This window comes from Streptomyces sp. NPDC006923, assembly GCF_040635655.1.
In the GTDB taxonomy this organism is placed as follows: domain Bacteria; phylum Actinomycetota; class Actinomycetes; order Streptomycetales; family Streptomycetaceae; genus Streptomyces.
In genome coordinates this window covers 120,644-145,268 of the sequence record NZ_JBEYIF010000016.1, presented here as the reverse complement: position 1 = coordinate 145,268, position 24,625 = coordinate 120,644, and the positions used below count along the sequence as shown (strand labels likewise).

At 71.1% G+C, this 24,625-nt stretch carries 20 protein-coding genes; 9 read left to right on the top strand and 11 right to left on the bottom strand.

Annotation, left to right across the window (positions count from 1 at the left end; all coding sequences use genetic code 11):
- The first annotated feature begins 191 nt into the window (after window positions 1-191).
- From ABZ707_RS27120 to recQ, 3 genes are all read left to right on the top strand, one after another.
- A complete protein-coding gene (locus ABZ707_RS27120; protein WP_360179826.1) occupies window positions 192-1,415 on the top strand; it encodes a beta-ketoacyl-[acyl-carrier-protein] synthase family protein in 1,224 nt (407 codons plus the stop codon).
- Window positions 1,360-1,620: a BBE domain-containing protein gene (locus ABZ707_RS27115; protein ID WP_360179858.1), complete on the top strand. Its 261-nt coding sequence runs from the start codon at window positions 1,360-1,362 to the stop codon at window positions 1,618-1,620. The genes ABZ707_RS27120 and ABZ707_RS27115 overlap by 56 nt, the downstream gene beginning before the upstream one ends.
- A gap of 97 nt (window positions 1,621-1,717) precedes the next feature.
- Window positions 1,718-3,568: a DNA helicase RecQ gene (gene recQ / locus ABZ707_RS27110; protein WP_360179824.1), complete on the top strand. Its 1,851-nt coding sequence runs from the start codon at window positions 1,718-1,720 to the stop codon at window positions 3,566-3,568.
- Window positions 3,569-3,574: 6 nt separating this feature from the next.
- Here recQ and ABZ707_RS27105 read toward each other — a convergent pair whose 3' ends face one another.
- On the bottom strand, window positions 3,575-4,426 hold the full coding sequence (locus tag ABZ707_RS27105) for a helix-turn-helix transcriptional regulator (RefSeq protein WP_360179822.1): 852 nt from the start codon (window positions 4,424-4,426) through the stop codon (window positions 3,575-3,577).
- 218 nt (window positions 4,427-4,644) lie between these two features.
- Between ABZ707_RS27105 and ABZ707_RS27100 the strand changes: the two genes are divergently transcribed.
- A complete protein-coding gene (locus ABZ707_RS27100; RefSeq protein WP_360179820.1) occupies window positions 4,645-5,565 on the top strand; it encodes an SDR family NAD(P)-dependent oxidoreductase in 921 nt (306 codons plus the stop codon).
- 34 nt (window positions 5,566-5,599) lie between these two features.
- Here ABZ707_RS27100 and ABZ707_RS27095 read toward each other — a convergent pair whose 3' ends face one another.
- Together ABZ707_RS27095 and ABZ707_RS27090 are read right to left on the bottom strand one after the other, a co-directional pair.
- Window positions 5,600-6,175 (bottom strand): histidine phosphatase family protein, encoded by a 576-nt coding sequence (locus tag ABZ707_RS27095; protein ID WP_360179818.1) that lies wholly within the window; start codon window positions 6,173-6,175, stop codon window positions 5,600-5,602.
- A 146-nt stretch (window positions 6,176-6,321) separates the two neighbouring features.
- Entirely contained in the window at window positions 6,322-7,770 is a 1,449-nt protein-coding gene (locus ABZ707_RS27090; RefSeq protein ID WP_360179816.1) for a PLP-dependent aminotransferase family protein, read from the bottom strand.
- Here ABZ707_RS27090 and ABZ707_RS27085 point away from each other — a divergent pair.
- The 4 genes from ABZ707_RS27085 (at window position 7,769) to ABZ707_RS27070 (ending at window position 13,413) form a co-directional block, all read left to right on the top strand.
- Window positions 7,769-8,665 carry a DMT family transporter gene (locus ABZ707_RS27085; protein WP_360179814.1) on the top strand — a complete coding sequence of 299 codons (897 nt, stop codon included), beginning with the start codon at window positions 7,769-7,771 and terminating at the stop codon, window positions 8,663-8,665. The two genes, ABZ707_RS27090 and ABZ707_RS27085, sit on opposite strands and share 2 nt — an antisense overlap.
- A gap of 291 nt (window positions 8,666-8,956) precedes the next feature.
- A complete protein-coding gene (locus ABZ707_RS27080; protein ID WP_360179812.1) occupies window positions 8,957-11,041 on the top strand; it encodes a protein kinase in 2,085 nt (694 codons plus the stop codon).
- 321 nt (window positions 11,042-11,362) lie between these two features.
- Window positions 11,363-12,250, top strand: a complete 888-nt coding sequence (locus ABZ707_RS27075; RefSeq protein WP_360179811.1) for a helix-turn-helix transcriptional regulator — start codon at window positions 11,363-11,365, stop codon at window positions 12,248-12,250.
- A gap of 347 nt (window positions 12,251-12,597) precedes the next feature.
- Window positions 12,598-13,413: an alpha/beta hydrolase gene (locus ABZ707_RS27070; RefSeq protein WP_360179809.1), complete on the top strand. Its 816-nt coding sequence runs from the start codon at window positions 12,598-12,600 to the stop codon at window positions 13,411-13,413.
- A gap of 179 nt (window positions 13,414-13,592) precedes the next feature.
- Here ABZ707_RS27070 and ABZ707_RS27065 read toward each other — a convergent pair whose 3' ends face one another.
- The 3 genes from ABZ707_RS27065 to ABZ707_RS27055 form a co-directional block, all read right to left on the bottom strand.
- Window positions 13,593-14,060 (bottom strand): hypothetical protein, encoded by a 468-nt coding sequence (locus tag ABZ707_RS27065; RefSeq protein WP_360179807.1) that lies wholly within the window; start codon window positions 14,058-14,060, stop codon window positions 13,593-13,595.
- The gene (locus tag ABZ707_RS27060) at window positions 14,057-14,605 is read right to left on the bottom strand and encodes an ArsR family transcriptional regulator (RefSeq protein ID WP_360179805.1); all 549 of its coding nucleotides are present in this window, start codon (window positions 14,603-14,605) and stop codon (window positions 14,057-14,059) included. The genes ABZ707_RS27065 and ABZ707_RS27060 overlap by 4 nt, the downstream gene beginning before the upstream one ends.
- Before the next feature lie 303 nt (window positions 14,606-14,908).
- On the bottom strand, window positions 14,909-16,147 hold the full coding sequence (locus ABZ707_RS27055; protein ID WP_360179803.1) for a family 10 glycosylhydrolase: 1,239 nt from the start codon (window positions 16,145-16,147) through the stop codon (window positions 14,909-14,911).
- Window positions 16,148-16,334: 187 nt separating this feature from the next.
- Between ABZ707_RS27055 and ABZ707_RS27050 the strand changes: the two genes are divergently transcribed.
- On the top strand, window positions 16,335-17,195 hold the full coding sequence (locus ABZ707_RS27050; RefSeq protein WP_360179856.1) for a 3-hydroxybutyryl-CoA dehydrogenase: 861 nt from the start codon (window positions 16,335-16,337) through the stop codon (window positions 17,193-17,195).
- Between the two features lie 94 nt (window positions 17,196-17,289).
- Here ABZ707_RS27050 and ABZ707_RS27045 read toward each other — a convergent pair whose 3' ends face one another.
- The 5 genes from ABZ707_RS27045 to ABZ707_RS27025 all read right to left on the bottom strand — a co-directional run bounded on the left by ABZ707_RS27045 (window position 17,290) and on the right by ABZ707_RS27025 (window position 24,620).
- A complete protein-coding gene (locus tag ABZ707_RS27045; protein ID WP_360179801.1) occupies window positions 17,290-17,820 on the bottom strand; it encodes an NUDIX hydrolase in 531 nt (176 codons plus the stop codon).
- A gap of 75 nt (window positions 17,821-17,895) precedes the next feature.
- Window positions 17,896-19,236 carry a transcriptional regulator gene (locus tag ABZ707_RS27040; protein ID WP_360179799.1) on the bottom strand — a complete coding sequence of 447 codons (1,341 nt, stop codon included), beginning with the start codon at window positions 19,234-19,236 and terminating at the stop codon, window positions 17,896-17,898.
- A 446-nt stretch (window positions 19,237-19,682) separates the two neighbouring features.
- Complete coding sequence (pheT, locus tag ABZ707_RS27035; RefSeq protein WP_360179797.1) at window positions 19,683-22,211, bottom strand: phenylalanine--tRNA ligase subunit beta; 2,529 nt, start codon at window positions 22,209-22,211, stop codon at window positions 19,683-19,685.
- Complete coding sequence (gene pheS, locus ABZ707_RS27030; RefSeq protein WP_360179795.1) at window positions 22,211-23,338, bottom strand: phenylalanine--tRNA ligase subunit alpha; 1,128 nt, start codon at window positions 23,336-23,338, stop codon at window positions 22,211-22,213. Before pheS ends, pheT begins: the two co-directional genes overlap by 1 nt.
- 169 nt (window positions 23,339-23,507) lie before the next feature.
- Entirely contained in the window at window positions 23,508-24,620 is a 1,113-nt protein-coding gene (locus ABZ707_RS27025) for an ATP-binding protein (protein ID WP_360179793.1), read from the bottom strand.
- Window positions 24,621-24,625 lie beyond the last annotated feature (5 nt).

Below are 24,625 nucleotides of genomic sequence, written 5' to 3'. Positions count from 1 at the left end.
GGTGGGCCCGTCCGGCGCATACCCGAACCCTACAAAGCCCGGTGGCCCGACTCCGTGGGGTATGACACCCGTTTTCTCGTGACTCCCTTGGCAGAGTGGACACCGAGCCGATCCCTTCCCGTGCGTGTCCGGGCAGGGAGTTGTCAATCCACTACAAATCGACGAGTACATACGACAGAGGGGTTCACCCAGTGAGTACTGCCATCAACGATGTGGTGATCACCGGTCTCGGGGCCACCACACCGCTCGGCGGAGACGTCGCCTCGACGTGGTCCGGGATGCTGGCCGGGCGGTCCGGGATCAGCGCGATCGAGGAGGAGTGGGCGGCCGCCCTGCCGGTGCGGATCGCGGGCAGGCTCGCGGTGGATCCGGCCGGGGTCCTGGACCGGGTGTCGGCCCGCCGTATGGACCGCTGCGAGCAGATCGCCCTGATCGCCGCCCGCGAGGCTTGGGCCGACGCGGGCAGGCCCGATGTGGATCCCGAGCGGCTGGCCGTGGTGATCGGCACCGGCACCGGCGGCGCGCTGACCATGCTCGGCCAGGACGACATCCTCGAATCCTCCGGTGTACGGCGTGTCTCCCCGTACACCGTCCCCATGCTGATGGCGAACGGCCCCGCGGCCTGGGTGAGCATCGAACTCGGCGCGCGGGGCGGGGCTCACACGCCGGTCAGCGCCTGCGCGTCCGGCGCCGAGGCCATCGCCATGGGTCGTGACCTGATCCGTCTCGGCCGGGCCGACGTCGTGGTGGCGGGTGGCACCGAAGCGTGCGTCCATCCGCTGCCGCTCGCGGGGTTCGCCCAGGCGAAGGCCCACTCGACGCGCAATGACGAGCCCCGGCGGGCCTCCCGGCCCTTTGACACCGATCGCGACGGCTTTGTCATCGGCGAGGGATCCGTCCTGGTCGTCCTGGAGCGCGCCGAGTCCGCCGCCGCCCGCGCGGCCCGGGTCCACGCGACACTCGCCGGCGCCGGGATCACCTCGGACGCACACCACATCACCGCCGCGCATCCCGACGGCCAGATCCGCGCCATGCGCAGGGCCCTGGCCGACTCCGGACTGTCGCCTCGCGACATCGATCATGTCCACGCCCACGCGACCTCCACGCCCAAGGGTGACCTCGTGGAAGCGCGGTCGATCGGCGAAGCCATCGGAACCCATCCGGCCGTCACCGCGACCAAGTCGATGACCGGCCATCTCTTCGGCGCGGCGGGAGCGATCGGGGCGCTGGCCGCGATTCTCGCGCTCCGCGACCGGGTCATCCCGGCGACCCAGAATCTCGAACACCTGGATCCGGCCGTCACGCTCGACATCGTCCGGGACCGGCCCCGGACGGGCGTGCTGAAGGCGGCACTGGTCAATTCCTTCGGCTTCGGCGGCCACAACGCCTCACTCGTGTTCACCCCCGCGCCCTGAGACCGCCGCCCTCTCAGTCGACCACCTGGGGCCCCGGCTGAGCGGCCGGCGGCACCGCGACTTCCTGGCCCCGTCGGACGCCACTCCGGAGCGGACCCGGGAGGCTTTCGACGGCCCGGCGCACGCGCGTCTGCGCTCCCTCAAGGCCGGATTCGACCCGCGGAACATGTTCCGCCTCAGCCACACCATCCCGCCGGGGCCATGACCGGCCGTCTCCGGGCGCCGGAGGATGAGCGGCGCCGCCCGGTGCCGGACTCCGGACAGTCCCGAACGGCGCTCCGGAAGACTCGTAGAATCGGCGGATGAGCGCTCCCGATCCCGACCCCGGACCCGAGACCAGCGACGCGCTGCGGGTGCTGCACCGCGTCTTCGGCTACGACTCCTTCCGCGGCAGCCAACAGGAGATCATCGAGCATGTGGTGGCCGGCGGTGACGCGCTGGTGCTCATGCCGACGGGCGGGGGCAAGTCGCTCTGCTACCAGATCCCCGCGCTGGTGCGGAAGGGCGTCGGCGTTGTCGTGTCACCGCTCATCGCGCTCATGCAGGACCAGGTCGACGCGCTGCGGGCGCTCGGCGTGCGCGCGGGCTTCCTCAACTCCTCGCAGGATCTCGACGAACGCCGCCTGGTGGAGGCCGAGTTCCTCGCCGGTGAGCTGGACCTGCTGTATCTGGCGCCGGAGCGGCTGCGGGTCGAGGCGACCGTACGGCTGCTGGAGCGCGGCACCATCTCGCTGTTCGCCATCGACGAGGCGCACTGCGTGGCCCAGTGGGGCCACGACTTCCGCCCCGACTACCTCGCGCTCTCCGCGCTGCACGAACGCTGGCCCGATGTACCGCGGATCGCGCTGACCGCGACCGCCACCGAGGCCACACACGCGGAGATCGCGTCCCGGCTCAAGCTCCAGGACGCCCGGCATTTCGTGGCGAGCTTCGACCGCCCCAACATCCAGTACCGCATCGCGCCGAAGAACGACCCCAAGCGGCAGTTGCTGCACCTGCTGCGCGCCGAACACCCCGGCGACGCGGGCATCGTCTACTGCCTCTCCCGCGCGTCCGTGGAGAAGACCGCCGAATTCCTGGTCAAGAACGGAGTCGACGCGCTGCCCTACCACGCGGGGCTCGACGCCCGTACGCGCGCCGCCAACCAGTCGCGCTTCCTGCGGGAGGACGGGATGGTGATGGTCGCGACCATCGCCTTCGGCATGGGCATCGACAAGCCGGACGTACGCTTCGTCGCCCATCTCGACCTGCCGAAGTCCGTCGAGGGGTACTACCAGGAGACGGGGCGCGCCGGGCGGGACGGGCTGCCGTCCACGGCCTGGCTGGCATACGGGCTCCAGGATGTGGTCCAGCAGCGGAAGATGATCGACACCTCGGAGGGCGACGACGCGCACCGGCGGCGGCTGAGCGCGCATGTCGACGCGATGCTCGCGCTGTGCGAGACCGTCGAATGCCGCCGTGTCGAGCTGCTGGCGTACTTCGGACAGAAGAGCAGCCCGTGCGGCAACTGCGACACCTGTCTGACACCCGCGGAGTCCTGGGACGCCACGGTGCCCGCGCAGAAGCTGCTGTCGACCGTGGTCAGGCTGAAGCGCGAACGGAATCAGAAGTTCGGCGCGGGCCAGATCACCGACATCCTGCTGGGCAAGAAGACGGCCAAGGTGATCCAGTTCGACCATGACGCCCTCAGCGTCTTCGGTATCGGTACGGAGCTGCGCGAGGCGGAGTGGCGGAGCGTGGCACGGCAACTGCTGGCGCAGGGTCTGATCGCCGTCGAGGGCGATTACGGGACGCTGGTCCTCACCGAGGACAGCGGTGAGGTGCTGGGCGGACGGCGCCCGGTGGTGCTGCGGCGCGAGCCGGAGAGGACAGCCGCGCCGGCCCGGGCGGAGAAGGCGGCCAAACAGCGTTCCGCGCCGGTCGATCTGCCGGCGGAGGCCGTGCCGGTCTTCGAGACGCTGCGCGCCTGGCGGGCCGCCACGGCGAAGGAGCAGGGCGTGCCCGCGTATGTCATCTTCCATGACGCGACACTGCGCCAGATCGCGGTCCTGGCGCCGTCGACGCTGGCGGAGCTGGGCACGGTGACCGGTGTCGGTGAGAACAAGCTGGCGAAATACGGTGAGCAGATCCTGGAGACGCTCGGTACGGCCTGACCGGGGTCATGTCCGCGCCCGGCCCTGCACCCCATCCGGCCGCTCGGCGGCGATCGTGGCGAGCAGGGCCAGGCGGCGGGCGGCCGGGCTGCCCGGTTCCGCGTGGTAGACGACCAGGAGCTGGCCGTCCGTCCCGTTGATGCTCAGTTTCTCGAAGTTCAGCTCCAGCGGCCCCACCCGCGGATGGTTCATCCTGCTGATGCCGCTGGTGCGCGGCTTGACATCGTGCCGGGCCCAGAGGCGACGGAACTCCTCGCTGCGCGAAGAGATTTCCCCGACGAGTTCCGTCAGCCGCGGGTCGTCGGAGCCGGACGAGGCCACGGCACGCAGCGACGCGACGACCGCCGGCGCCGCGTACTCCCAGTCCTGGTGCAGCTCACGCACGCGCGGATCGAGGAAGGTGGCGCGCAGCAGGTTCACGCCCTCCGTGTACGGCCCCAGCGCGGTGGCCATGGGGTTGGCGGCGAGGACATCCGTATAGCGGCCCTGGACAAAGGCGGGAGTGTCAGTCCAGCTCATCATGAGCTGCCGGATGCCGGGCAGCGGCCGTTCCGCGCCCGGGCTGCCGGCACCGCGACGGGGCGCGGGCCGCGCGAGCCGGTGCAGATGCGCGGTGGCGTCGTCGTCCAGCATGAGGGCGCCGGCCAGCGCGTCGACGACCTGCGCGGAGGGATGCTGGTCCCGGCCCTGTTCGAGGCGGAGGTAGTAGTCGGCGCTGATCCCGGCGAGCAGGGCCAGTTCCTCGCGCCGCAGGCCCGGTACGCGCCGGCGGCCGCCGCCCGGCAGACCCACGTCCTCGGGACGCACGAGTTCGCGCCGGGCCCGCAGGTATTCACCGAGGTGGGTGCTGGTAGCCATGGCTCCACGCTAAGGGGTGTCCCGTTGTCCCCGGCCGGCGTGCGACGAGGGCCACGCCACCTCCGCCACGGCGTTCCTGGTCCTGGCAGTACCAGGAACGCGGGGGCGCTGGCTGCCGCCCGGCGCCGCCCGCACAGTGAGGACAGAAGCGACAAGCGCTCACGAGTACGAAAAGACCCGCACTGAGTAAAGAAGTCAGTGAGTAAGGAAGTCCGTCCATGTCACGTGTCACCACCCAGTTCGGCTTCACGTCCACCGCGGACGAGGTGGCCGCCGGTATCGATCTGTCCGGCCGGCGTGCCGTCGTCACGGGCGGGGCCTCGGGGATCGGCGTCGAGACGGCCAGGTCCCTGGCGGCCGCGGGCGCCGAGGTCACCCTCGCGGTCCGGAACACAGAGGCCGGGGAGAAGACCGCCGCCGACATCACCGCGACCACCGGAAAAGCGGTACGGGTCGCCGAGCTGGACCTGTCCGACCTCGCGTCGGTCGGGGCGTTCGCCGCCGCCTGGAGCGGGCCGCTGCACATCCTGGTCAACAACGCCGGGATCATGGCCTCTCCGGAAGAGCACACCCCGGAGGGGTGGGAGCTCCAGTTCGCCACCAACCACCTCGGCCACTTCGCGCTGGCCACCGGTCTGCACCGGGCGCTGGCAGCGGCGCGCGGCGCCCGCGTCGTGGCGGTGAGTTCGTCGGCGCATCTGCTGTCGCCGGTGATCTTCGACGATCCGCACTTCGCCTTCCGTCCGTACGAACCCTGGGCGGCGTACGGCCAGTCCAAGACGGCCAACATCCTCTTCGCCGTGGAGGCGACGCGCCGCTGGGCGGCGGACGGCATCACCGCCAACGCCCTCAACCCCGGCGCCATCGCCACCCGTCTCCAGCGCCATGTCGGCAACCGTCTGTCCACCCCGCCCGAGCTCCAGAAGACCACCCGGCAGGGCGCCGCGACCTCCGTGCTGCTGGCCACGGCCCCGGCGCTGGAGGGCATCGGCGGCCGTTACTTCAACGACTGCCAGGAGGCGCCGGCGGTCAGCCGTCGCACCGGGGACTACCAGGGAGTGGCCCCCTACGCGCTGGATCCCGCGAACGCGGAACGGCTCTGGGAGACATCGCTGCGCCTGACCGGCCGGAACGGGTAGCGTGCGGCGATCCCGGCGAATGTCCGGGCGCGGTTCAGGCGCCCGCGCCGAGGAGCAGGGTCCAGTGGCCGGGGCCGCCGGTCAGGGTGAGGGTCGACAGCGGGCGGACATCCACGTACCAGTACGTCCGGGGCGGCGCCTTCAGCGCGTACACCAGGGCGGCTCGTACGACGGCCGGTTCGGCGACCGCGACGATGGCGTTGATGTCCTGGGCGGGGCGGGTGTCCAGCCAGCCTCCTATGCGGGAGATGAAGGCCAGCAGGGGCTCGCCGCCGTGCGGAGCGGAGCGCGGATCGGCCAGCCAGGAGTCGACGGCGGCCGGTTCGCGGGCCGCGACCTCGGCGAGGGTGAAACCGCGCCAGCGGCCCATGTCGCAGTCGCGCAGAGCCGGCTGGACGAGCGGGGCGAAGCCCAGGGCGTCGCCGGTGGTGCGGCTGCGCAGAGTCGGCGAACAGTAGCGGAGGTCGGCGGCGGCCAGGGGGATCAGGGCGTGGGCGACAAGCTGCACCTCGTGCCAGCCGGTCCGGTCGAGGGGACGGTCGTCGTCGAAACGCACGTCGAACAGGTCCGAGCTGCGCGCGGCGGCGACCAACGTGACCCGAACACTCATGGCCGAGATCGTGGATCCGAAAGCCCGGCGGGTCAAGGGGTGCCCGGCGGCCGTTGGTGGAACGGCCGGCGAAGCGGTCCGGCGCGCGTTCCCCCGGGCGGGCCCGGAGTCACCGGGCGCGGGGCCGCCGGTCGCCGTGGCGCGTTTCAGCCGTCGGCCCGGCCGAGCACCTCGTCGCAGGCCGTACGGAGCCGCCGCACGCCCTCGGTGATCTCCGCGGGACCCGCCACGGCCGCGAAACTCAGCCGTAGCTGGGCGGCGGGCGGCTCCGCGCTGAAGTACGGGCGGCCGGGTGCGACCGCGACACCCGCGCGCAGCGCGGCGGAGACGACGGCCGCCTCGTCGGTGCCGTGCGGGAGACGGGCCCAGAGGTGGTAGCCGCCGGCCGGGACGTGCGGGACGGACAGCGCGGGCAGTTCGGTGCGCACCGCCGTGACCAGGAGGTCCCTGCGGGACTTCAGCGCGGCGGAGACGGAGCGCAGATGGCGGTTCCAGGCGGTGGAGCCCACCAGTTCCAGGGCCGCCTCCTGCAGCGGACGCGGCACGAAGAAGGTGTCGACGACCTGGATGGCGCGGAGCCGCTCAAGCACCGGACCGCGTGCCACCAGCCCGCCGACGCGCAGGCTCGGGGAGGTCGGTTTGGTGAGCGAGCAGACATGGACGACGACACCGTCCGGGTTGTCGGCGGCGAGCGGCGGAGGCAACGGCCCCGCGTCCTCGTGCACCATCCGCCGCGCGAAGTCGTCCTCGACGACAAAGGCCCCGGCCGCGCGGGCGATGCGCAGGACCTCCGGCCGGCGGGCCGCGGAGAGCACGGCGCCGGTCGGGTTCTGGAAGAGCGGCTGGCAGACGAAGACCCGCGCCCCGGTCGCCCGAAAGGCCGCCTCCAGCAGGTCGGGGCGTACGCCGTCGGAGTCCGCCGGCACGGGGACCGGCCGTATCCCAGCGGCGCGGGCGATGGCCAGCATCCCCGGATAGGTGGGCGATTCGACCAGTACGGGCGCGCCGGGCGGAGCGAGCGCCCGGAGCGCGGTGGCCAGCGCGTTCTGACCGCCGGCGGTGACGAGCACCTCGGCGGCGGTGCAGCCGTCGCCGATCCCCCGGGCGAACCACTCGCGCAGCTCGGGCAGGCCGTCGGTGGGCGGCCTGCCCCAGGCGCCCGGCCGTCGGCCCGCCCGCGCCAGGGCCGCTGCCATCGCCTGTTCCGGCTGGAGCGAGGGATGGAGATAGCCGCCGTTGAATTCGATGACGCCGGGGGGCGGCGCCGCGAGCGTGACCAGGACGCCGGAGGCGTCGACGGCGCGCGGTACGAGTTCGGTGGCCGCGTCCGCGCTGAGGCTGACCTCCTGCCAGGAGGTGTCGCCGGCCGGCGCGGGCTCCGGCCTGGCCCGCGCGCGGAAGGCTCCGGCGCCGGGGCGCGTGACGACAAGCCCCTCCGCGGTGAGCCGGGCGAGGGCCCGCGCAACGGTCACCGGAGAGACCCGATAACGCTCGACCAGCGCACGGCTCGACGGCAGCTTTCCACCAGGTGGGTAGCGGTTCAGCTCATGCCGCAGGGAATCCGCCAGCTCTCCCACGCTGCTACGCTCATGCATGACAGCACAGGATAGCGCTACTCCATCCCCTGCGATAGCGGTCAGCGGCGGCACCCTGCTCGCCGCGCTCGGCGTCGTCGCCTTCTCGCTCACCTTCCCGTCCACCGTCTGGGGTCTGGAGAGCTTCGGCCCCTGGTCCCTGGTCGCCGTCCGGGGCGCGCTGGCCGCGCTGATCGCAAGCGGCTTTCTGCTGGCCCTGCGCGTCCCGGTGCCGGAGCGCCGCCACTGGGGCGGGCTGGCGGTGGTCGGCGGCGGGGTCGTGGTGGGCTTTCCGCTGCTGACGACACTGGCGCTGGAGACCTCCACCACCTCGCACGCGGCGGTGGTGGTCGGGCTGCTGCCGCTGACCACGGCCGCCTTCGCCGCCGTCCGTACCGGCCGCCGCCCCTCCCGTACCTTCTGGCTGGCGGCCCTCGCCGGCGCGGCCGTCGTGATCGCCTTCGCCGTCCAGCAGAGCGGCGGCGCCCTCTCCGCCGGCGATCTGTATCTCTTCGGGGCGCTGCTGGTGTGCGCGGCGGGCTATACGGAAGGCGGCAGGCTGGCCCGGACGATGCCCGGCTGGCAGGTGATCGGCTGGGCCCTGATCGGCTGTCTGCCGCTCTCGGTGGCGGGCGCCGCGGTGGCCCTCTCCTTCGAGCCGGTCCGGCTCACGGCCCACGGGGTGATCGGGCTGGTGTGGGTGGCCGCGGGCTCGACCTTCTTCGGCCTCTACGTCTGGTACCGGGGCATGGCCTCGATCGGTATCGCGAAGGCGAGTCAGCTCCAACTGGCCCAGCCGGTGCTCACCCTGGTCTGGTCGGTGCTCCTGCTCGGCGAGCACCTCACGGCCGCCGCTCCGATCGCGGCCGTGGCGGTCCTCGTCTGCATCGCGGTCACCCAGCGGACCGCCGGCTGACCGCTCGCCCCCGCCCGCGCCGGCACACCCCGCCCGCCGCCGGCACAACGTCCGGCAGACACGGCTACCTCACCCCGGCGGGCGCCCGTACCCGGAAGTGGTCCACCACCACTCTGGTCATCGCGCCGATCAGATCGCCGCCATACTCCCCGAACGGGTGAGCGATGGGGCACCATGGCCCCCGGGGGCAGAGGCGTTTTCAACGCTCACGCCTACAGCCCTGCTGCGCGCCCGACCGGGCCTGCCAGGCGGGGCATCGAGCGAAGAACATGGGCGGGTGGGGGATTGACCATGCAGGCGCTCGGTCCTGACGATCCAAAGGCCGTCGGCGACTATGAGCTGACGGCCAGGCTCGGAGAGGGAGGCATGGGGCGGGTCTACCAGGGCCGGTCCCCGGGCGGACGCCTGGTCGCCGTCAAAATCGCACGGCCGGAGCTCGCGGCCGATCCCGGATTCCGCTCGCGGTTCCGCAGCGAGGTGGTGGCGGCACGGCGTGTCGGCGGCTTCCACACCGCACAGGTCGTCGATGCCGACCCGGACGCCGATCCGCCGTGGATGGTCACCGCGTATGTGCCGGGGCGAACCCTGGACGGAGTGATCGTCGAGGACGGGCCGATGGACGGCGCGGAATTACGGGCACTGGGAGCCGCTCTGGCGGAGGCGCTGCTCACCATCCACCGGTGCGACCTGGTGCACCGCGACCTGAAACCGTCCAACATCATCATGTCCGACGACGGTCCGCGCGTCCTCGACTTCGGTATCGCGCGGGCACTCAATGAGACCCGGCTGACCAGCACGAACCTGGTCATCGGCACGCCGGGGTTCCTCGCGCCCGAACAGATCGAGGGCGGCACAATCGGACCCGCGTGCGACATCTTCGCGCTCGGCGCGGTGCTGGTCCACGCCGCCGGCGGCCGGGCTTTCGGCGAGGGCAGCCACCTGGGGCTGATGTATCGAGCGGTTCACGACGAGCCCGACCTGGCCGCTGTGCCGGGCTCCTTGCGCCCCCTGGTCGCCGAGTGCCTCGCGAAGGATCCGGAGGGCAGACCGACGGCGGCACAGTTGCTGAGGGCACTGGCATCGGCGGCCGGCGACCCGGACTCGCAGGTGCCACCGCACACCTCGTCTGAGGCCGTTACCGCGCCGTCGCCGGGGGTCGCCCCGACCGCGCCCGCCACGGTCCAGGCTCGCCGGGCCCCGGTGGAACCGCCCACCCAGCCGCCCGCACGCACCACCGCACTGCGGGCGGTGACCTTCGGCGTGCCCTGGACAGTCCGACTGCCCATGCTGCTCTTCACGCTCGCTGTTTGTTGCGTGTTGAGCCTGCCTCTGTTCCTCCTCGACAGCAACGACGAGCTGACGGGATTCGCCTGGTTCCTGCTGGTGCCACCGCTTTGTCTTCTGCCGCTCGTCGCGGCCCTGCTGACGCACACCCGGAGCACCGTCCGGCTGGACACCACGGACGTGACGATCACCAGAGTCTCGCTGCGCGGCACGAAGAAGGACCGCATCCCGTGGGAGGACATCGCCGCTCTCGAAGCAACCGTGGGCGACGGGCGCATCGCCACGCTGCGTCTCGCGCTGTTCGACAACGCGCCCTTGCCGGCCGGCGCGGTACATGACCCCGTACTGGGACCGACCCTGTACCAGGGCCTGCCGAATCGCGTCGTCGGCGTCGAACCGGCCGGAGCGCTGTCCCGGCCGGCGTCCTCCGACCCCCGCGCGGTGGCACGTGTGGTCCTGGACGCCGTACGGCACTTCGCACCCGAGACCCTCCTGGACGAGGCGACCACCGGGGCCGGCACCGCACCGCACTCGGACGGCACCGGGCGGGCACCCGCCTCCCTGGAGATCATCCTGCCCGTCGGCCGTCGCTTGGCGGCCGCCGTGGGATGGCTGCTGCCGGCGGGGTTCTGCGGTTGGATTGCGTACCTCATCTGGAGCGGCAACGGCCCGGAGGACCCCGCGATGTTCGTGATCGCCGTCGCGGCGTCCGTCGCTCCGTTCTTCTGTGTGGCCAGGATCGTGAACGGCCCCACCGCCCACGGATACACCGTTACTTTCGACGCCGAAGGCATCAGCGTCCGCAGCGCGGACAAGGTCGGCACGGGCTCCAGGACGCAGGTGATCCCGTGGCGCGATGTCTCCGCCCTCAGCAAGACCCAGGGGGAAGCCGGGTTCAACTTCGCCATCCACGTCCAGGTGAAGCAGGGCATGCCCCTCCCGATCCCTCAGTCGGGCCTGGTGCCCAAGGAGCCCGACCGCATACTGCTCACGATTCCCGTCCCGCTGAAGATGACGGAGGAGCTTCAGCGCAGCCGGATCGTCGCCGCGGTCCGGCAGTTCGCCCCCGGCGTCCACACCGACTACCTCTGACGACGGGGACTGGAGCACGCGGCTCCGCGTTTCGTGGCGGCCGGTTCCTTCGGTTTCGGATCGGACGATCGCTCGTGCAGATCACCCGAAGCCCGATCGACACCGCCAAGGGCCCGGCCGACTGGTTCACCGGCGACGTCCACACCAACGCCGTCGCCGCGGCCCCCCGCCCCGTCCCGGGTCAGCGCCGCCTGGCGCACTTCATGCCCGGAGCGCGCACGATGATCCTCGTGCGCATCGACCACGAAGGTGCGGAGGGTAGGACGCCGCGACCCAGCCATCGCTACGCCGTTGGCCTGCGGGTGGCAGGAGAATGGACGCATGGCCAGCAACGTGGACCTTTCCCAGTTCCTGCGCCGTTGCCGAGACCGCATCGACCCTGAATCGGTGGACCTGCCCGAGCGCGGCGCCTACCGTCGCGTTCCCGGACTCCGCCGCGAGGAGGTCGCCCGGCTCGCCGGCGTGAGCAGCGACTACTACACCCGTCTTGAACAGGGCAGGAACATCACCCCCTCCGACAACATCCTGGAGGCGGTCGCCGAGGCGCTGCGCCTGGACGACGCCGAAAAGGAATATTTGTTTGATCTGGTGAAGAATCATCCCCGCCTCACTCGGGGTACGCCGCCAACGGTGCAGCGGGCCCGACCAGGGCTTCTGCAGTTCCTGGACTCTTTTTCCGACCATGCCGCTTTCATCGTGGGCCGCCGCGGAGACATCCTGGCGACCAACCACCTGTGCAGAGCGCTGATGGCCGACTTTGACGCCATGCCCTACCGGGAGCGCAACCTCACCCGCTGGGTCCTCCTGTCCCCCGAGGCGCGAGAGCTGTATGTGGACTGGGAGCAGATCGCGGCGGAGGCGACCGCGATTCTGCGCCTGGACGCGGGCAGGCACCCGGACGACGCCCGCACCGCTGAGCTGGTGGGGGAGCTGACCATGAAGAGTGAGCACTTTCGCCGCTGGTGGGACGACCACCGCGTGCTCGCCCGCACCCACGGCGAGAAACACTTCAACCACCCCCTGGTCGGCAGGCTGACCATCAACTTCCAGGCCCTCGCCCCGCCGGGCGACGAGGACCAGACGCTCTTCGTCTCCATGCCGGCCGACGACCGCAGTTCGCTGGAGGCTTGGCGTCTGCTGGCCGACTGGAGCGCCCCTGAAGCCGCCCCGGACACCGGCGATGCCCCCGCCGAAGGGAGAAGTCTGTAAGCGCCACTGCCGTCCGGCCGCCCTGGTCCTGGTCCTGGTCACGGGGGCCTTTGACCGGCGCCGGCTACGGGTAGTAACGCCCACCTCACACAATCCGCCCCGGACCGTGGTTGTCTCCCCGTCGCAGAGACTTGTCCCAGAGCCTTGTCGCAGAGCCTTGTCGCAGAGCCGAGGAATCGCAGCGACACACTGGCCCCGCCCTCCACACCGAACGGGCCAGCCGCTCCTGCCTGTGCAGAAATCTCCGTTGCCGCAGCCTTGACCGGCACATCGGGTCATGCGGCCCAGCAGACGCAGACAGGGGAAGTTCCACAGCGAGATCCACAGCAAGAGAGGACCAAAAAGCGATGAAAATCCTGGACACCGATGATGCACGGATCGCGTACACGGAAGGGGGCCACGGCGACAACGTTGTGCTGTTGCTGCACGGGTCGTTCTGCGCGGACTGGTTCGCCCCGGCGGGCCGCCGCCTGACGGACGACGGGTATCGCGTACTGCGTGTACACCGTGCCGGTTACGGACAGAGCAAGGATCTGGCCGGTGGTGTCGGCGTGTCCGCCCACGCCGAGCATGCCGTCAAGGTCTTGGAGGACGCCGGTGTCCAGCGCGCCCACGTGGTAGGCCACTCCACCGGCGCCTCGGTCGCCCTGCAACTCGGCCACGCCCGCCCCGACCTGGTGCGCTCACTGGTCCTCCTGGAAGCCGCCTTCCCCTACGCACCTGACGAGCCCAAGAACCCCGCGATGCCCCGCGCCATCGAAGCGGCGCGTGAGGGGGACTACGAACGCGGCTTCGACCTGTTCCTCGGCGGAGTCAGCGGACCGGACTTCCGCAAGGTCCTCGTACGCGAACTCGGTGAGAAGGGACTGCGCGAAGCCGTGGCAAGCAGCCAGTACTTCTTCACGCAGGAAGGGCCTGCCTTCGGCGCATGGCACTTCGGCCCGGCGGAGGCGGCCGACGTCACCATGCCCGTCCTGCTGGTCGTGGGCGGGGAGGGAGCACGCCTCAACACACCCCACGCGGCACGCAGCGCTCAACTTGCCTCCTGGCTCCGGCACAGCGAGACCCGCGTACTGCCGGGACTCAGCCATGCCCTGCCATTGGAGGACCCTACGCTGATCGCCGCGACCATCAAGGAATTCATTGACCGCCGCACTGACTGATTCAGCAACCAACTACGTCCGGCACGGCACGGTCACCCCTCACACATTGAAGCGGAACGCACGCGGCAGCTTTCCCACCTGCGGAAAAGCGGTTCTGTGAGGCTCAAGTCAGCACAGAATCAGCACGGGAAGACAAGGCCGCCGCTCAAGCCCTGCGGTCGATCCGTCGGATCAGAGCTTCAGTAACGCGGCATGTTCGGAATCGCCTTCTCCGCGAGCTCGATGAGCGCTTCCACCTTCGCCAAGTCGGCCGCGACCTCCTCCGATGTCACCGCGGGGGCCTCCGAAGACCGGTACTCGACCTCGTTGCGTCGGGCCCGCATGCGGTTGAAGGGACGCAGCATGGTCCCGAGCGGCGGGTCGAGCTGCGCCCGCACAGCCTCATAGATGACGGTATGACCACCGCGACTGGTCGCGCGCAGTCCCTGGTTCTGCAATACCGCGGCCAGCGCCCTGCGCGCGGCATCATAGGCCAGCGTGTACGCACCTTCCGGGTCCGTGGCAGCCAACTGCCGCGCGGAGCCGACATGCACCCGCGCCCGGACCAGTTCCGCTTCGGCGGCCTCCTGAGAAGCGGGGACTCGTTCAAGTCCGCCGCTGGCGATGAGCGCGTCAACCGTCGACCGCCCTTGATCCCAGCGCGTCATTGCGACTCCAAGTCAAGGTTCAGCTGTACCAGCGGACGTTCGCGAACGCTGGTGAGGAACGGATCGCCCGTCCGGGCCTCCCACGCCGCGGCGGCGACCCGATGCACGTTGACCTCACGACGCAAGCGCCGTGACGCCTCCTCGGCAAGGTCGAAGAGCGCGTCGGCATCGGGGGCACCCACAACGAGGACATCCACATCAGCAGGCGGCAGCCCCGGCTCACCGTTGTACCGAGCGGCCCACGAGCCGTAGATGTAGGCCCGCTCCACGCCTTCGAGTCCAGCGAGCGCATCAGTGAGCACGGGCACGGGGCCGAAGGAGACGGACATGAGCTCGCTCAGCGGACGGTACAGCGGAGTGTCCGTGCGGGCCTTGACGAGGCGACTGCGCCCCACTCGCCGATCAGTCAGGATGCCACCACCAGCCAACCGGTCAACCTCCCGCAGGACAGCGGTGGGGGTCACACCAACCTCGGCCGCGAGCTCGGTGATGCCGTACTCGCGGTCCGGGTGCAGGAGCACCAGCGCGAGGAGCTCCCCTTGCATGCGAGACCGGAGGATGGGGAGCAGACTCGGCGATATTTTCATTGGACGCAGGATATCAGGCGTCCAATGAAAGTAACATTCCGCATTCACGCGTTCACCCGACACGATCAACAAGGTCAAGATCTGGCAAGGTGTCGCCGGACGGTCGCCCTCATCCCAGAGCCACGCGGGCCGGGAAGTGGGAGCGGGGTTCGAGCCCCCACTCGTCTCGCCGGGAGCTCGTGAAGAGTGGCCAGCGCTGCCGCGCACTCCTCCCGTTGAGGCGTGGCCAGAACCGCAGCCATCCCTCGCAGGTGTGCGCCCCTATCCCTGTCGCCGGTAGCGCTCAGCAATCATGGACACCGCTCCCAGGGGATCGCTGGCGATCTCCTTCGCCGCGAAGTAAATGTTCCCCTTCACCGCCGGGTACTTCGCGCAGAGGTCAAGGTGCCGGGACAGCTCGGCAGGGTTCTGCCAGCCCTTCGGCTGCGCCCGGGCACCCGCCTTGTAGAGGGCCTCACCGATGTAGAGGTCGACGCCCGTGCCGCGTACGACACCGTCCCACCAGCGCACCAGCTTCGCGTAGTCGGCCGCGGGAAACCCGATGTTCCAGTAGAGCTGCGGGACGATGTAGTCGATCCACCCCTCCCTGACCCACTTCCGGGTGTCGGCGTGCAGATCGTCATAGGTCTGCACACCGGCCCGGCTGTCCGAGCCGGCCGGGTCGGTCGCGGCGTTGCGCCACACTCCGAACGGGCTGACTCCGAACCGGACATGCTTCTTGATCTTCTTGATGCGTGCGCCCGTCTCCCGCACCAGCCGGTCGGTGTTGTCCCGCCGCCAGGCGGCCCGGTCCCGGAAGCGGCCGCCGTACCGCGCGTACGCGGCGTCGTCCCCGAAGGACTTGCCGGCGACCGGATACGGATAGAAGTAGTCGTCCCAGTGCACGGCGTCGATGTCGTAGCGGCGGACGGCGTCCAGCATGGCGTCCTGGACGAAGCGTCTGACCTCGGGCAGTCCTGGGTTGTAGTAGAGCTTGCCGCCGTACGGCACGGCCCATCCCGGGTGCACCCTGGCGGGATGGGTCCTGGTCAGCCTCGACCGGTCCGTGTGGTTCGCGACGCGGTACGGATTGAACCAGGCGTGCAGCTCCAGACCGCGCGCGTGCGCCTCGCGCACCGCCGTGCCCAGCGGGTCCCAGCCCGGGTCCTTGCCCTGGGTGCCGGTCAGACACTCGGCCCAGGGCTCGTACGGCGAGGGCCACAGCGCGTCGGCCGTCGGCCGGACCTGGAAGATCACGGCGTTCAGCCGGCGGGCCACGGCCGCGTCGAGGTGCTTCAGCAGTCCGGCCCGCTGCCGCGCGGCCGTCAGCCCTCGCGTCGCGGGCCAGTCACGGTTGGCGACGGTCGCGAGCCACATCCCGCGCATCTCCCGGCGCGGCGCGCCGTGCCGTGCGGCCGCCGTGGCGGCGTCCGCCGTCAGCGCCGAGGCGACCACGCCCGCCGCCGCCGTCACAAAGCCTCTTCTGCCGAGCCGGCCCACGCCGTGTCCCGTGTCGCGCATGCGCTGTCCCTTGTCAGGTCCGCGCGGCCACCCGGGGCGAGGGGCCGCGTATCCGCTGATCCTTGCCCGCCCCGGACCCCGCTCCACACCCCCCGGCGGAGTAACGTCGTGGGCCGGGCGGGCGCCGGAATCACCCGGGGGACCTGCCGGAACACGGACCAGCGAAAGGCACGATGTGACCGACTCCCTGACCGATGTCGCCCGCGTTGGAGTGGTGGGCTGCGGCCAGATGGGCGCAGGCATCGCCGAGGTCGCCGCCCGTAACGGCCTGGAGGTGAGGGTCGCCGAAACCACCGGCGAGGCCCTGGAGATCGGCCGTACCCGCCTCCACAACTCACTCTCGAAGGCCGCCGAACGCGGCAAGATCACCGAGAAGGAGCGCGACGACGCGCTCGGCCGCCTCAGCTTCACCACCGACCTCGGGGAGTTCGCCGACCGCGATCTCGTCATCGAGGCCGTGGTCGAGAACGAGCAGGTCAAGACGGAGATATTCCGGGTACTCGACCAGGTGGTGACCCGCCGGGACGCGATCCTGGCGTCCAACACCTCCTCGATTCCGCTGGTCAAACTGGCCGTCGCGACCTCCCGCCCGGACCAGGTCATCGGCATCCACTTCTTCAACCCGGCGCCCGTGCAGAAGCTCGTCGAGCTGATCCCCGCGCTGACGACCTCCGAGGAGACGGTCAAGCGGGCCGAGGCCGTGGTCACGGGGGTGCTGGGCAAGCACGCGATCCGGGCCCAGGACCGCTCGGGCTTTGTGGTGAACGCGCTGCTCATCCCGTACCTGCTCGCCGCGGTCCGGATGTTCGAGTCGGGCCTCGCGAGCCGTGAGGACATCGACAACGGCATGGAGCTGGGCTGCGCCCATCCCATGGGCCCGCTCAAGCTCTCCGATCTGATCGGCCTGGACACCGTGGCCTCGGTCGCCGACTCGATGTACGCGGAGTTCAAGGAGCCGCTGTACGCCGCTCCCCCGCTGCTCCAGCGGATGGTGGACGCGGGCCGGCTCGGCCGCAAGACGGGTGCCGGTTTCTACCCGTACTCCTGATCCGGGTGATCCGGGCGACCTCCTGATCCGGGCGGGCGCGCCCGGCGGCGGACCGGGACCCGGTCGGCACGGGCCGTGCCGGCCGGAACTCCCGTCAGCCCAGCCGTATGTGATGCAGCATCAGCAGCCCGGCCGCCATGCCCGCGGCCGGGATCTCACCGCGGGCGATCATGTCCGGCACCAGCTTGAGCGGGATCCACTCCCGGCGCGAGGACTCGAAGTCGTCCTCCGGGTGGCCGGTGTACGTGGCGTCCTCGGCCCAGTAGAGATGGTGCCGGGCGTCGGTCAGGCCGTTGGACGGCTCGACCGTCAGCAGATGCCGGAGCGGGCCCGGGCGCCATCCGGTCTCCTCCTCCATCTCCCGCGCGGCCGCGCTCTCGATGTCCTCGCCGTCCTCGACCACACCCGCGGCCAGTTCCCAGCCCCAGGTGTCGGTGATGAAGCGGTGCCGCCAGAGCATCAGCACCTCATTGGCCGCGTTGACCGCGGTCGCCACGGCGACCGGGCGGAGCCTGATGAGGAAGTGGTCCAGATGCCGGCCGTCGGGGAGTTCGACGTCCGCCAGATTGACCCTGAACCAGCGATTTTCATACACAGTCTGTTCGCTGAGTTTCGTCCACTGCACGGTTCTGCCACCTTCCGACAAGTTGATGGCAATATCGCAGCAGCGGCTTGCTCAGAGGAGGAGTCACACGGGGACTCACAGAGGCACGCGCAGCGCCCCCTCGATGAGTTCGGCCGTCTCCCCGGCGGCGCTGGATCCGCTCGCGATCAGTTGCTCGCTCACCTCCCTGAGGCGGTCCCGCAGTCGCCGGGACTCCATCCCCCTGGCCCGCTCGGCCATCTCCCGCGCCGTACCGGCGGCGCGGTCCGCCTCGCCCTGACGCAGCTCGACATGGCTGAGCATCGCGAGCCGGTGGACCCGGCCGCGGTCGTGCGCCGGGGTGTCCACGGCCGCCGCCGCGTGCGTCCGCGCGGCCGCCAGCTCACCGAGGCTCAACAGGGCCTCCGCCACCTGGACATTCACCAGCCCCGGCTGGACATAGCCCGTCTCGTCCGGCTCATGTCCCGGACGGATGCGCTCCGCCTCCGTCTCGGCCCTGCGGATACACCCGAGCGCGCCGGCGCCGTCCCCCAGATGGGCGTACGACTTGGCCTGCATCGCGTACAGGTCCGCGGCGAGCGCCGGCGTGATCTGGCGTCCCGCCGTGCGCAGCGCGGCCTCCGCGAAGGCGACGGCCTGGCGGTACTCCCCCATGAACAGCGACTGGTTGACGAGCAGCGCGATCACATAGGCGCCGAATCCCCGGTCCCCGCTGGCCTTCGCCAGCCGCAGAGCCTGGTGGAAGTAGCGCTGGGCGAGCCCATGGGCGTCGGAGTCGTAGGCGCAGATGCCGGCGACGGCGACCAGACCGCCGGTGGCCCGGTGCAGTTGGCGGCCCAGCGAGTCGCCGTAGCCGCCCCGCAGCAGCGGGGCCGTCTCGGCGTTGAGGAAGCCGACGATCCGGGCGCGGGTGGCGACGCCGCCCGCCCTTCGGTACATCAGTTCGTAGTGCGCCCTGGCCGAGCGGAGCAGTTGGATGTCGGCGGGGCCGACCCGGGTCCGGCCGCCGCGCGAGACGTCGGAGTCCTCCGGAGGGTTCTCCCATTCCCAGACGGGCATCACGGCGGGCGTGCCGGTGACGGCGGGCGCGTCCACTATGTGCGGCCGCTGCTGTTCGTCGCAGCGCCAGAGCGCGGTGGCCCGCTCCACGAAACCGGAGAGCGGAGTGCCGCCCGGTACGGGCGACTCGCCGGACACCCCGAGCCCGATGTCGTCCAGGGTGAGCGGCCGGTGCAGCCGGTCGCTCAGCACTCCGCAGATCAGATCGGGCACTTGACCGCGTGGTCGCTGGCCCTTCAACCACCGCGCCACCGCCGTGTGTTCGTAGCGCAGGGCGAGACCTCTGGCCCGGCCCGCCTGGTTGACCCGGACGGCGAGACCGGCGTGCGAGACACCGGCTTCGTCGAGCAGGGAATCGAGCAGGGTGTTGGGCTGCATGTGCCCCTCCGGTGGCTCGGCCGGACCAGCGTAGTGCAACGGGGAACGCACGGGGTGTGAACGTAATGCCCGGATCCGTGCCCCGTGCACCCTGCCGCCACAGGCGCCCGGTCGGTTGACTGAAACACCTCGTAAAGAGGCGGCCGGGCCGTCGGCTCCCCCTCGTACAGCTCGACGGCCCGCAACCGCGTCGCCCGTCCCGCTGACCTGCCCGCTACTCCGCGGCGGGGCGGGCGACGCGATCCGCGCGGCCGGCCCCACCCTCGCCGGAAGGGGCCCGGAGACATCGTCCCGGTCCGGAAGGCGGCCCGGGGCCAGGAATCGCGATCGTCCCGGTCGCCCCTGTCAGCCGGTCGGCGTTCGCCGCGGCTTCTCACCTGAACGGATGAGGGGCGCCCCCGGAAGATCCGGGACCGCCCCTCATCACGGGCCTTCGGGCAGGACGGTCAGGCGCCGCGCAGGACCGCCCCGGTCCGCCGCGCGGCGAGATCCACCGCCGCGTCCCGGGCCGTGGTGGCCTCCTCGACCGTCAGCGTGCGGTCCGCCGCGCGGAAACGCAGCGCGTAGGCCAGCGACTTGTGGCCCGCCCCGATCTGTTCGCCCTCGAAGACGTCGAACAGCCGCAGGGACTCCAGGAGTTCGCCCGCGCCCTCCCGCAGTGCCTTCTCCACCTCGGCGGACGGCACCTCCCGCGGCACGACCAGCGCCACATCCTGGGTGGCGACCGGGTACGCGGAGATCCGCGGCGCCTGGAGCGCGCCGGAGCCCGCCCGCTCCAGCAGGTCGAGTTCGACCTCCATGGCGCAGGTGCGGTCCGGGAGCCCGAGCGCCTTGACCACCCTCGGGTGCAGCTCCCCGGCATGGCCGACGACTGTCTCCTCGCCGTCCACCGTGGCGAGCAGCGCCGCGCTGCGGCCGGGGTGCCACGGCTCGTGCGGCTCGGCGCGGACGGTCAGTCCTGCGCCCGCCTCCCGGGCGACGGTACGGGCCGCCTCGATGGCGTCCGCCCAGTCCGCCGGGCGGCCCTTGCCCCACCAGCCGGCCTGTTCGCGGGCTCCGGCCAGGACGGCCGCGACACGACGCGGCTGGCGCGGCAGCGCGGCGTTGAGCCCGGCCACCTCCTCGTCGGTCGGCCGCCGGTCGACGGGCAGCCGCACCGGTACGGTCTCCTCGCCGGTCGGGCGGAAGACCAGACCGGTCTCGAAGAGGGCCAGGTCGTGCGAGCCGCGGCCGTCGTTGCGCCGCAGCGCCGTGAGGAGACCGGGCAGCAGCGTGGTGCGCAGCGCGGGCTCCTCGTCCGAGAGCGGGTTGACCAGCCTGACCGTACGGCGGCGGGCGTCGTCGGCCGGCAGGCCGAAGGCGTCGAGCACCGCGTCGCCGATGAACGGGTAGTTGAGTGCCTCGACATAGCCGGCGCCGGCCAGGGCGCGGCCGACGCGGCGGTGCAGCCGCTGCCGCTCGGTGAGGCCGCGGCCGGACGGCGGGGTGGGCAGCGTGGAGGGGAGGTTCTCGTACCCCTCCAGGCGGATGACCTCCTCGGCGAGGTCGTTGGGCGCGCCGAGGTCGGGCCGCCAGGACGGGACGGTGACGACCAGTTCGTCCTGCCCGTAGACGTCGCAGCCGATCTGCTGGAGCCGTCGTACGACGGTCTCGCGGCCGTAGCCGACCCCGGCGACCCGGTCGGGGTGGTCGGCGGGCATGGCGATGGTGTGCGGCGCGGAGGGCGCGATGATCTCGGTGACCCCGGCGTCGGCGGAACCGCCGGCCAGCAGCACCAGCAGATCGACGGTGCGCTGCGCGGCGGCGGCCCCGGCCTCCGGGTCGACGCCCCGCTCGAATCGCTTGGACGCCTCGGACGCCAGCTTGTGCCGACGCGCGGTGCGGGCGATGGAGATCGCGTCGAAGTGCGCGGCCTCGATGACGACCTCGGTGGTACCGCTGACGTCGCCGGTCCCGGCATCGGTGGCGGGGTCGGCGATCTCGGTGTTCGCGCCGCCCATCACGCCCGCGAGACCGATCGGCCCCCGGTTGTCGGTGATGACCAGGTCCTGGGCGTCCAGGACCCGCTTCGCGCCGTCGAGGGTGGTGATCTGCTCGCCGGGCAGGGCGCGGCGGACACCGATCGGCCCGTCGAGCCGGGCGCGGTCGTACGCGTGCAGCGGCTGGCCCAGTTCGAGCATCACGTAGTTGGTGATGTCGACGGGGAGCGAGATCGGCCGCATCCCGGCCTTCTGGAGCCGGCGCCGCAGCCAGATCGGGGAGCGTGCCTCGGGGTCGAGACCGGTGACCGTGCGGGCCGTGAAGCGGTCGCAGCCCATGGGGTCGGCGACCTTCACCGGGTGGCCGAAGGAGTTCGGGGCCGGGACGTCGAGGAGCGCCGGGTCGCTCAGCGGCAGGCCGTACGCGATGGCGGTCTCGCGGGCGACTCCGCGCAGCGAGAGGCAGTAGCCGCGGTCGGGGGTGACGGCGATGTCGAGGACCTCGTCCACCAGCTCCAGCAGCGTGATGGCGTCGGTGCCGGGCTCGTACTCGGGCGGCAGCACGATGATGCCACCGGAGCCGTCGTCGCCCATGCCCAGTTCGTCGCCGGAGCAGATCATGCCGTGCGAGGTCTTGCCGTATGTCTTGCGGGCGGCGATCGCGAAGTCGCCGGGCAGGACCGCGCCGGGGAGGACCACGACGACCTTGTCGCCGACGGCGAAGTTCCGCGCGCCGCAGACGATCTCCTGCGGCTCGCCGGTGCCGTTGGCCGTACCGACGTCGACGGTGCAGAAGCGGATGGGCTTCTTGAAGCCCTCCAGCTCCTCGATGGTGAGTACCTTGCCGACGACGAGCGGGCCCTTGAGTCCGGCGCCGAGCTGCTCGACGGCCTCGACCTCAAGACCGGCGGAGACGAGCTTGGCCTGGACGTCACGGCCGGTCTCCGTCGCCGGCAGGTCGACGTACTCCCGCAGCCAGGAAAGCGGGACGCGCATCAGATCTCCATCCCGAACGGCCGGGTGAACCGGACGTCACCCTCAACCATGTCTCGCATGTCTTCGACGTTGTGGCGGAACATGAGCATCCGTTCGATGCCGAACCCGAAGGCGAATCCGCTGTACTTCTGGGGGTCGACACCGCAGGCGACGAGCACCTTCGGGTTGACCATGCCGCAGCCGCCCAGCTCGATCCAGCCCTCGCTGCCACAGGTGCGGCAGGGCCGGTCCGGGTTGCCGACGGAGGCGCCGCGGCACACGTAGCAGACCATGTCCATCTCGGCGGACGGCTCGGTGAACGGGAAGAAGTTCGGCCGCAGCCGGGTCTTCATGTCCGGGCCGAAGAGCGCCTGGACCATGTGGTCGAGGGTGCCCTTGAGGTCGGCCATGGTCAGGCCCTCGTCGACGGCGAGCAGCTCGATCTGGTGGAAGACCGGGGTGTGCGTGGCGTCCAGCTCGTCGGTGCGGTAGACGCGCCCCGGGCAGACGACATAGACGGGCGGCTCGCGGTCGATCAGGGTGCGGGCCTGCACCGGCGAGGTGTGCGTACGGAGCACGACACCGGACTCGTCGCCCTCGGTCCCCTCGGGGCCCCGGACGAAGAAGGTGTCCTGCATCTGGCGCGCCGGATGGTCGGGCACGAAGTTCAGGGCGTCGAAGTTGAACCACTCCGCCTCGGCCTCGGGGCCCTCCGCGACCTCGTAGCCCATGGCCACGAAGACGTCCGCGACCCGCTCCATGAAGGTCGTCAGAGGGTGCCGGGCACCGGCCGGGACGCGGTCGTACGGCAGCGTGACATCCACCGCCTCCTCGACCAGCACGCGGGCGTCGCGCTCCGCCTCCAGCTCGGTCTGACGGGCGGCGAGTGCCTTGTTGACGGCGCCGCGGGCCTGGCCCACGCGCTTGCCCGCCTCGGCCTTGGCCTGCGGGGGCAGGGCGCCGATCTCGCGGTTGGCGAGGGCGAGCGGCGAGGTGCCACCGGTGTGCGCGGTCTTCGCGTGAGCGAGCGCGTCGAGATCACCGGCGGCGGCGAAGGCCGCGAGCGCCTCGTCCCTGACGCGCTCGATCTCTGCCGGTTTCAGTGCCTCGACCTCGACTGGGTCGTACGACTTGTTGGGTGCGGACATCTCTTCCCGTACTTCCGATTGGCTGGCGAAACGACCCTGCTCGATCACTTCGATCACTGAGGACGCAAAGGTGCCAAAGGTCGAGTCTAAAGGTCGAACGAACGTGGAGAATCCCGTGGGCCGCTCGGGCCCGCCCGCCACCGCCCCGCCTGACGCTTCGCGCCAGATCCTATGTCAAATAGGCGGGGGCACCGACGGGCAGGACAAAGCGGAACTGGGCACCGCCGCCGGGTCCGCGGTCGACGGTGATCGTCCCGCCGTGTGCCTCGACGATGCCCTTGACGATATACAGGCCGAGGCCGGTCCCACCGCGTTTGCTTCCCCGCCAGAAGCGGGTGAAGACACGGCCCATCGACTCCTCGGGGATGCCAGGGCCTTCGTCGCACACGGTGACGGCCGTACCTTTCTCGTCGTTCTCGGCTGGGGCTGGTGCCACCTCGATGGTGACGGTTCCCTCGCCGTGGCGCACCGCGTTTTCCAGCAGGTTGCCGAGGATCTGGTCGATCTTGTCGGGATCGGCCCACAGATCGGGCAGCGGCTGCGCGATCCGTACGAGGAAGCGGTCCGGCGACTGTCCCGAGGCGGTGTGCGACTGGACATGGCGGCCCACGGCCGCGCCGATGTCGATCGGCTGGCGGCGCACCTCCAGGCGACCTGAGTCGATACGGGAGATGTCGAGCAGCTCCGCGATGAGCCGGGTGACGCGGTTGGCGTCGGCGTCGACGGTCTCCAGCATCAGCCGCTTCTGGTCGTCCGTGAACCGTTCCCACTTGGCGAGCAGCGTGGCCGTGAACCCCTTCACGGAGGTGAGCGGGGAACGCAGCTCATGGGCGACGGTCGCGATCAGTTCCGCGTGGCTGCGCTCGGTGCGGCGGCGCGCCTCGGTGCCGCGCACGCAGATCACCAGCCTGCGGACCGGTCCGGTCGGATAATCACGCACATACCGCGCGGAGACCAGGACCTCACGGCCGCCGGGCAGCAGCAGATTGCGCTCGGGCTGGCCGACCCGGGTGGCGAGGCCGCCGTACGGGTCGGTCAGGGCCCACCAGCGGTGGCCCTTCAGGTCCTCCAGCGGAAGCGCCCGCTCCAGCGGGTGGCCGAGCGCGTCCGAGAGCGGTACGGCGGTGATGCGCGAGGCGGCCGTGTTGAAGCAGATCACCCGGCCGGTCTCGTCGGCGACGACCAGCCCGTCCGGAAGGTCGTCCGGATCGATCCCGAAATCGCCGGACGCGCACGGAACGGGTCCCTGGACAGCGGCGGGTCTGCTCGTCCCGACAGTCATCCCCG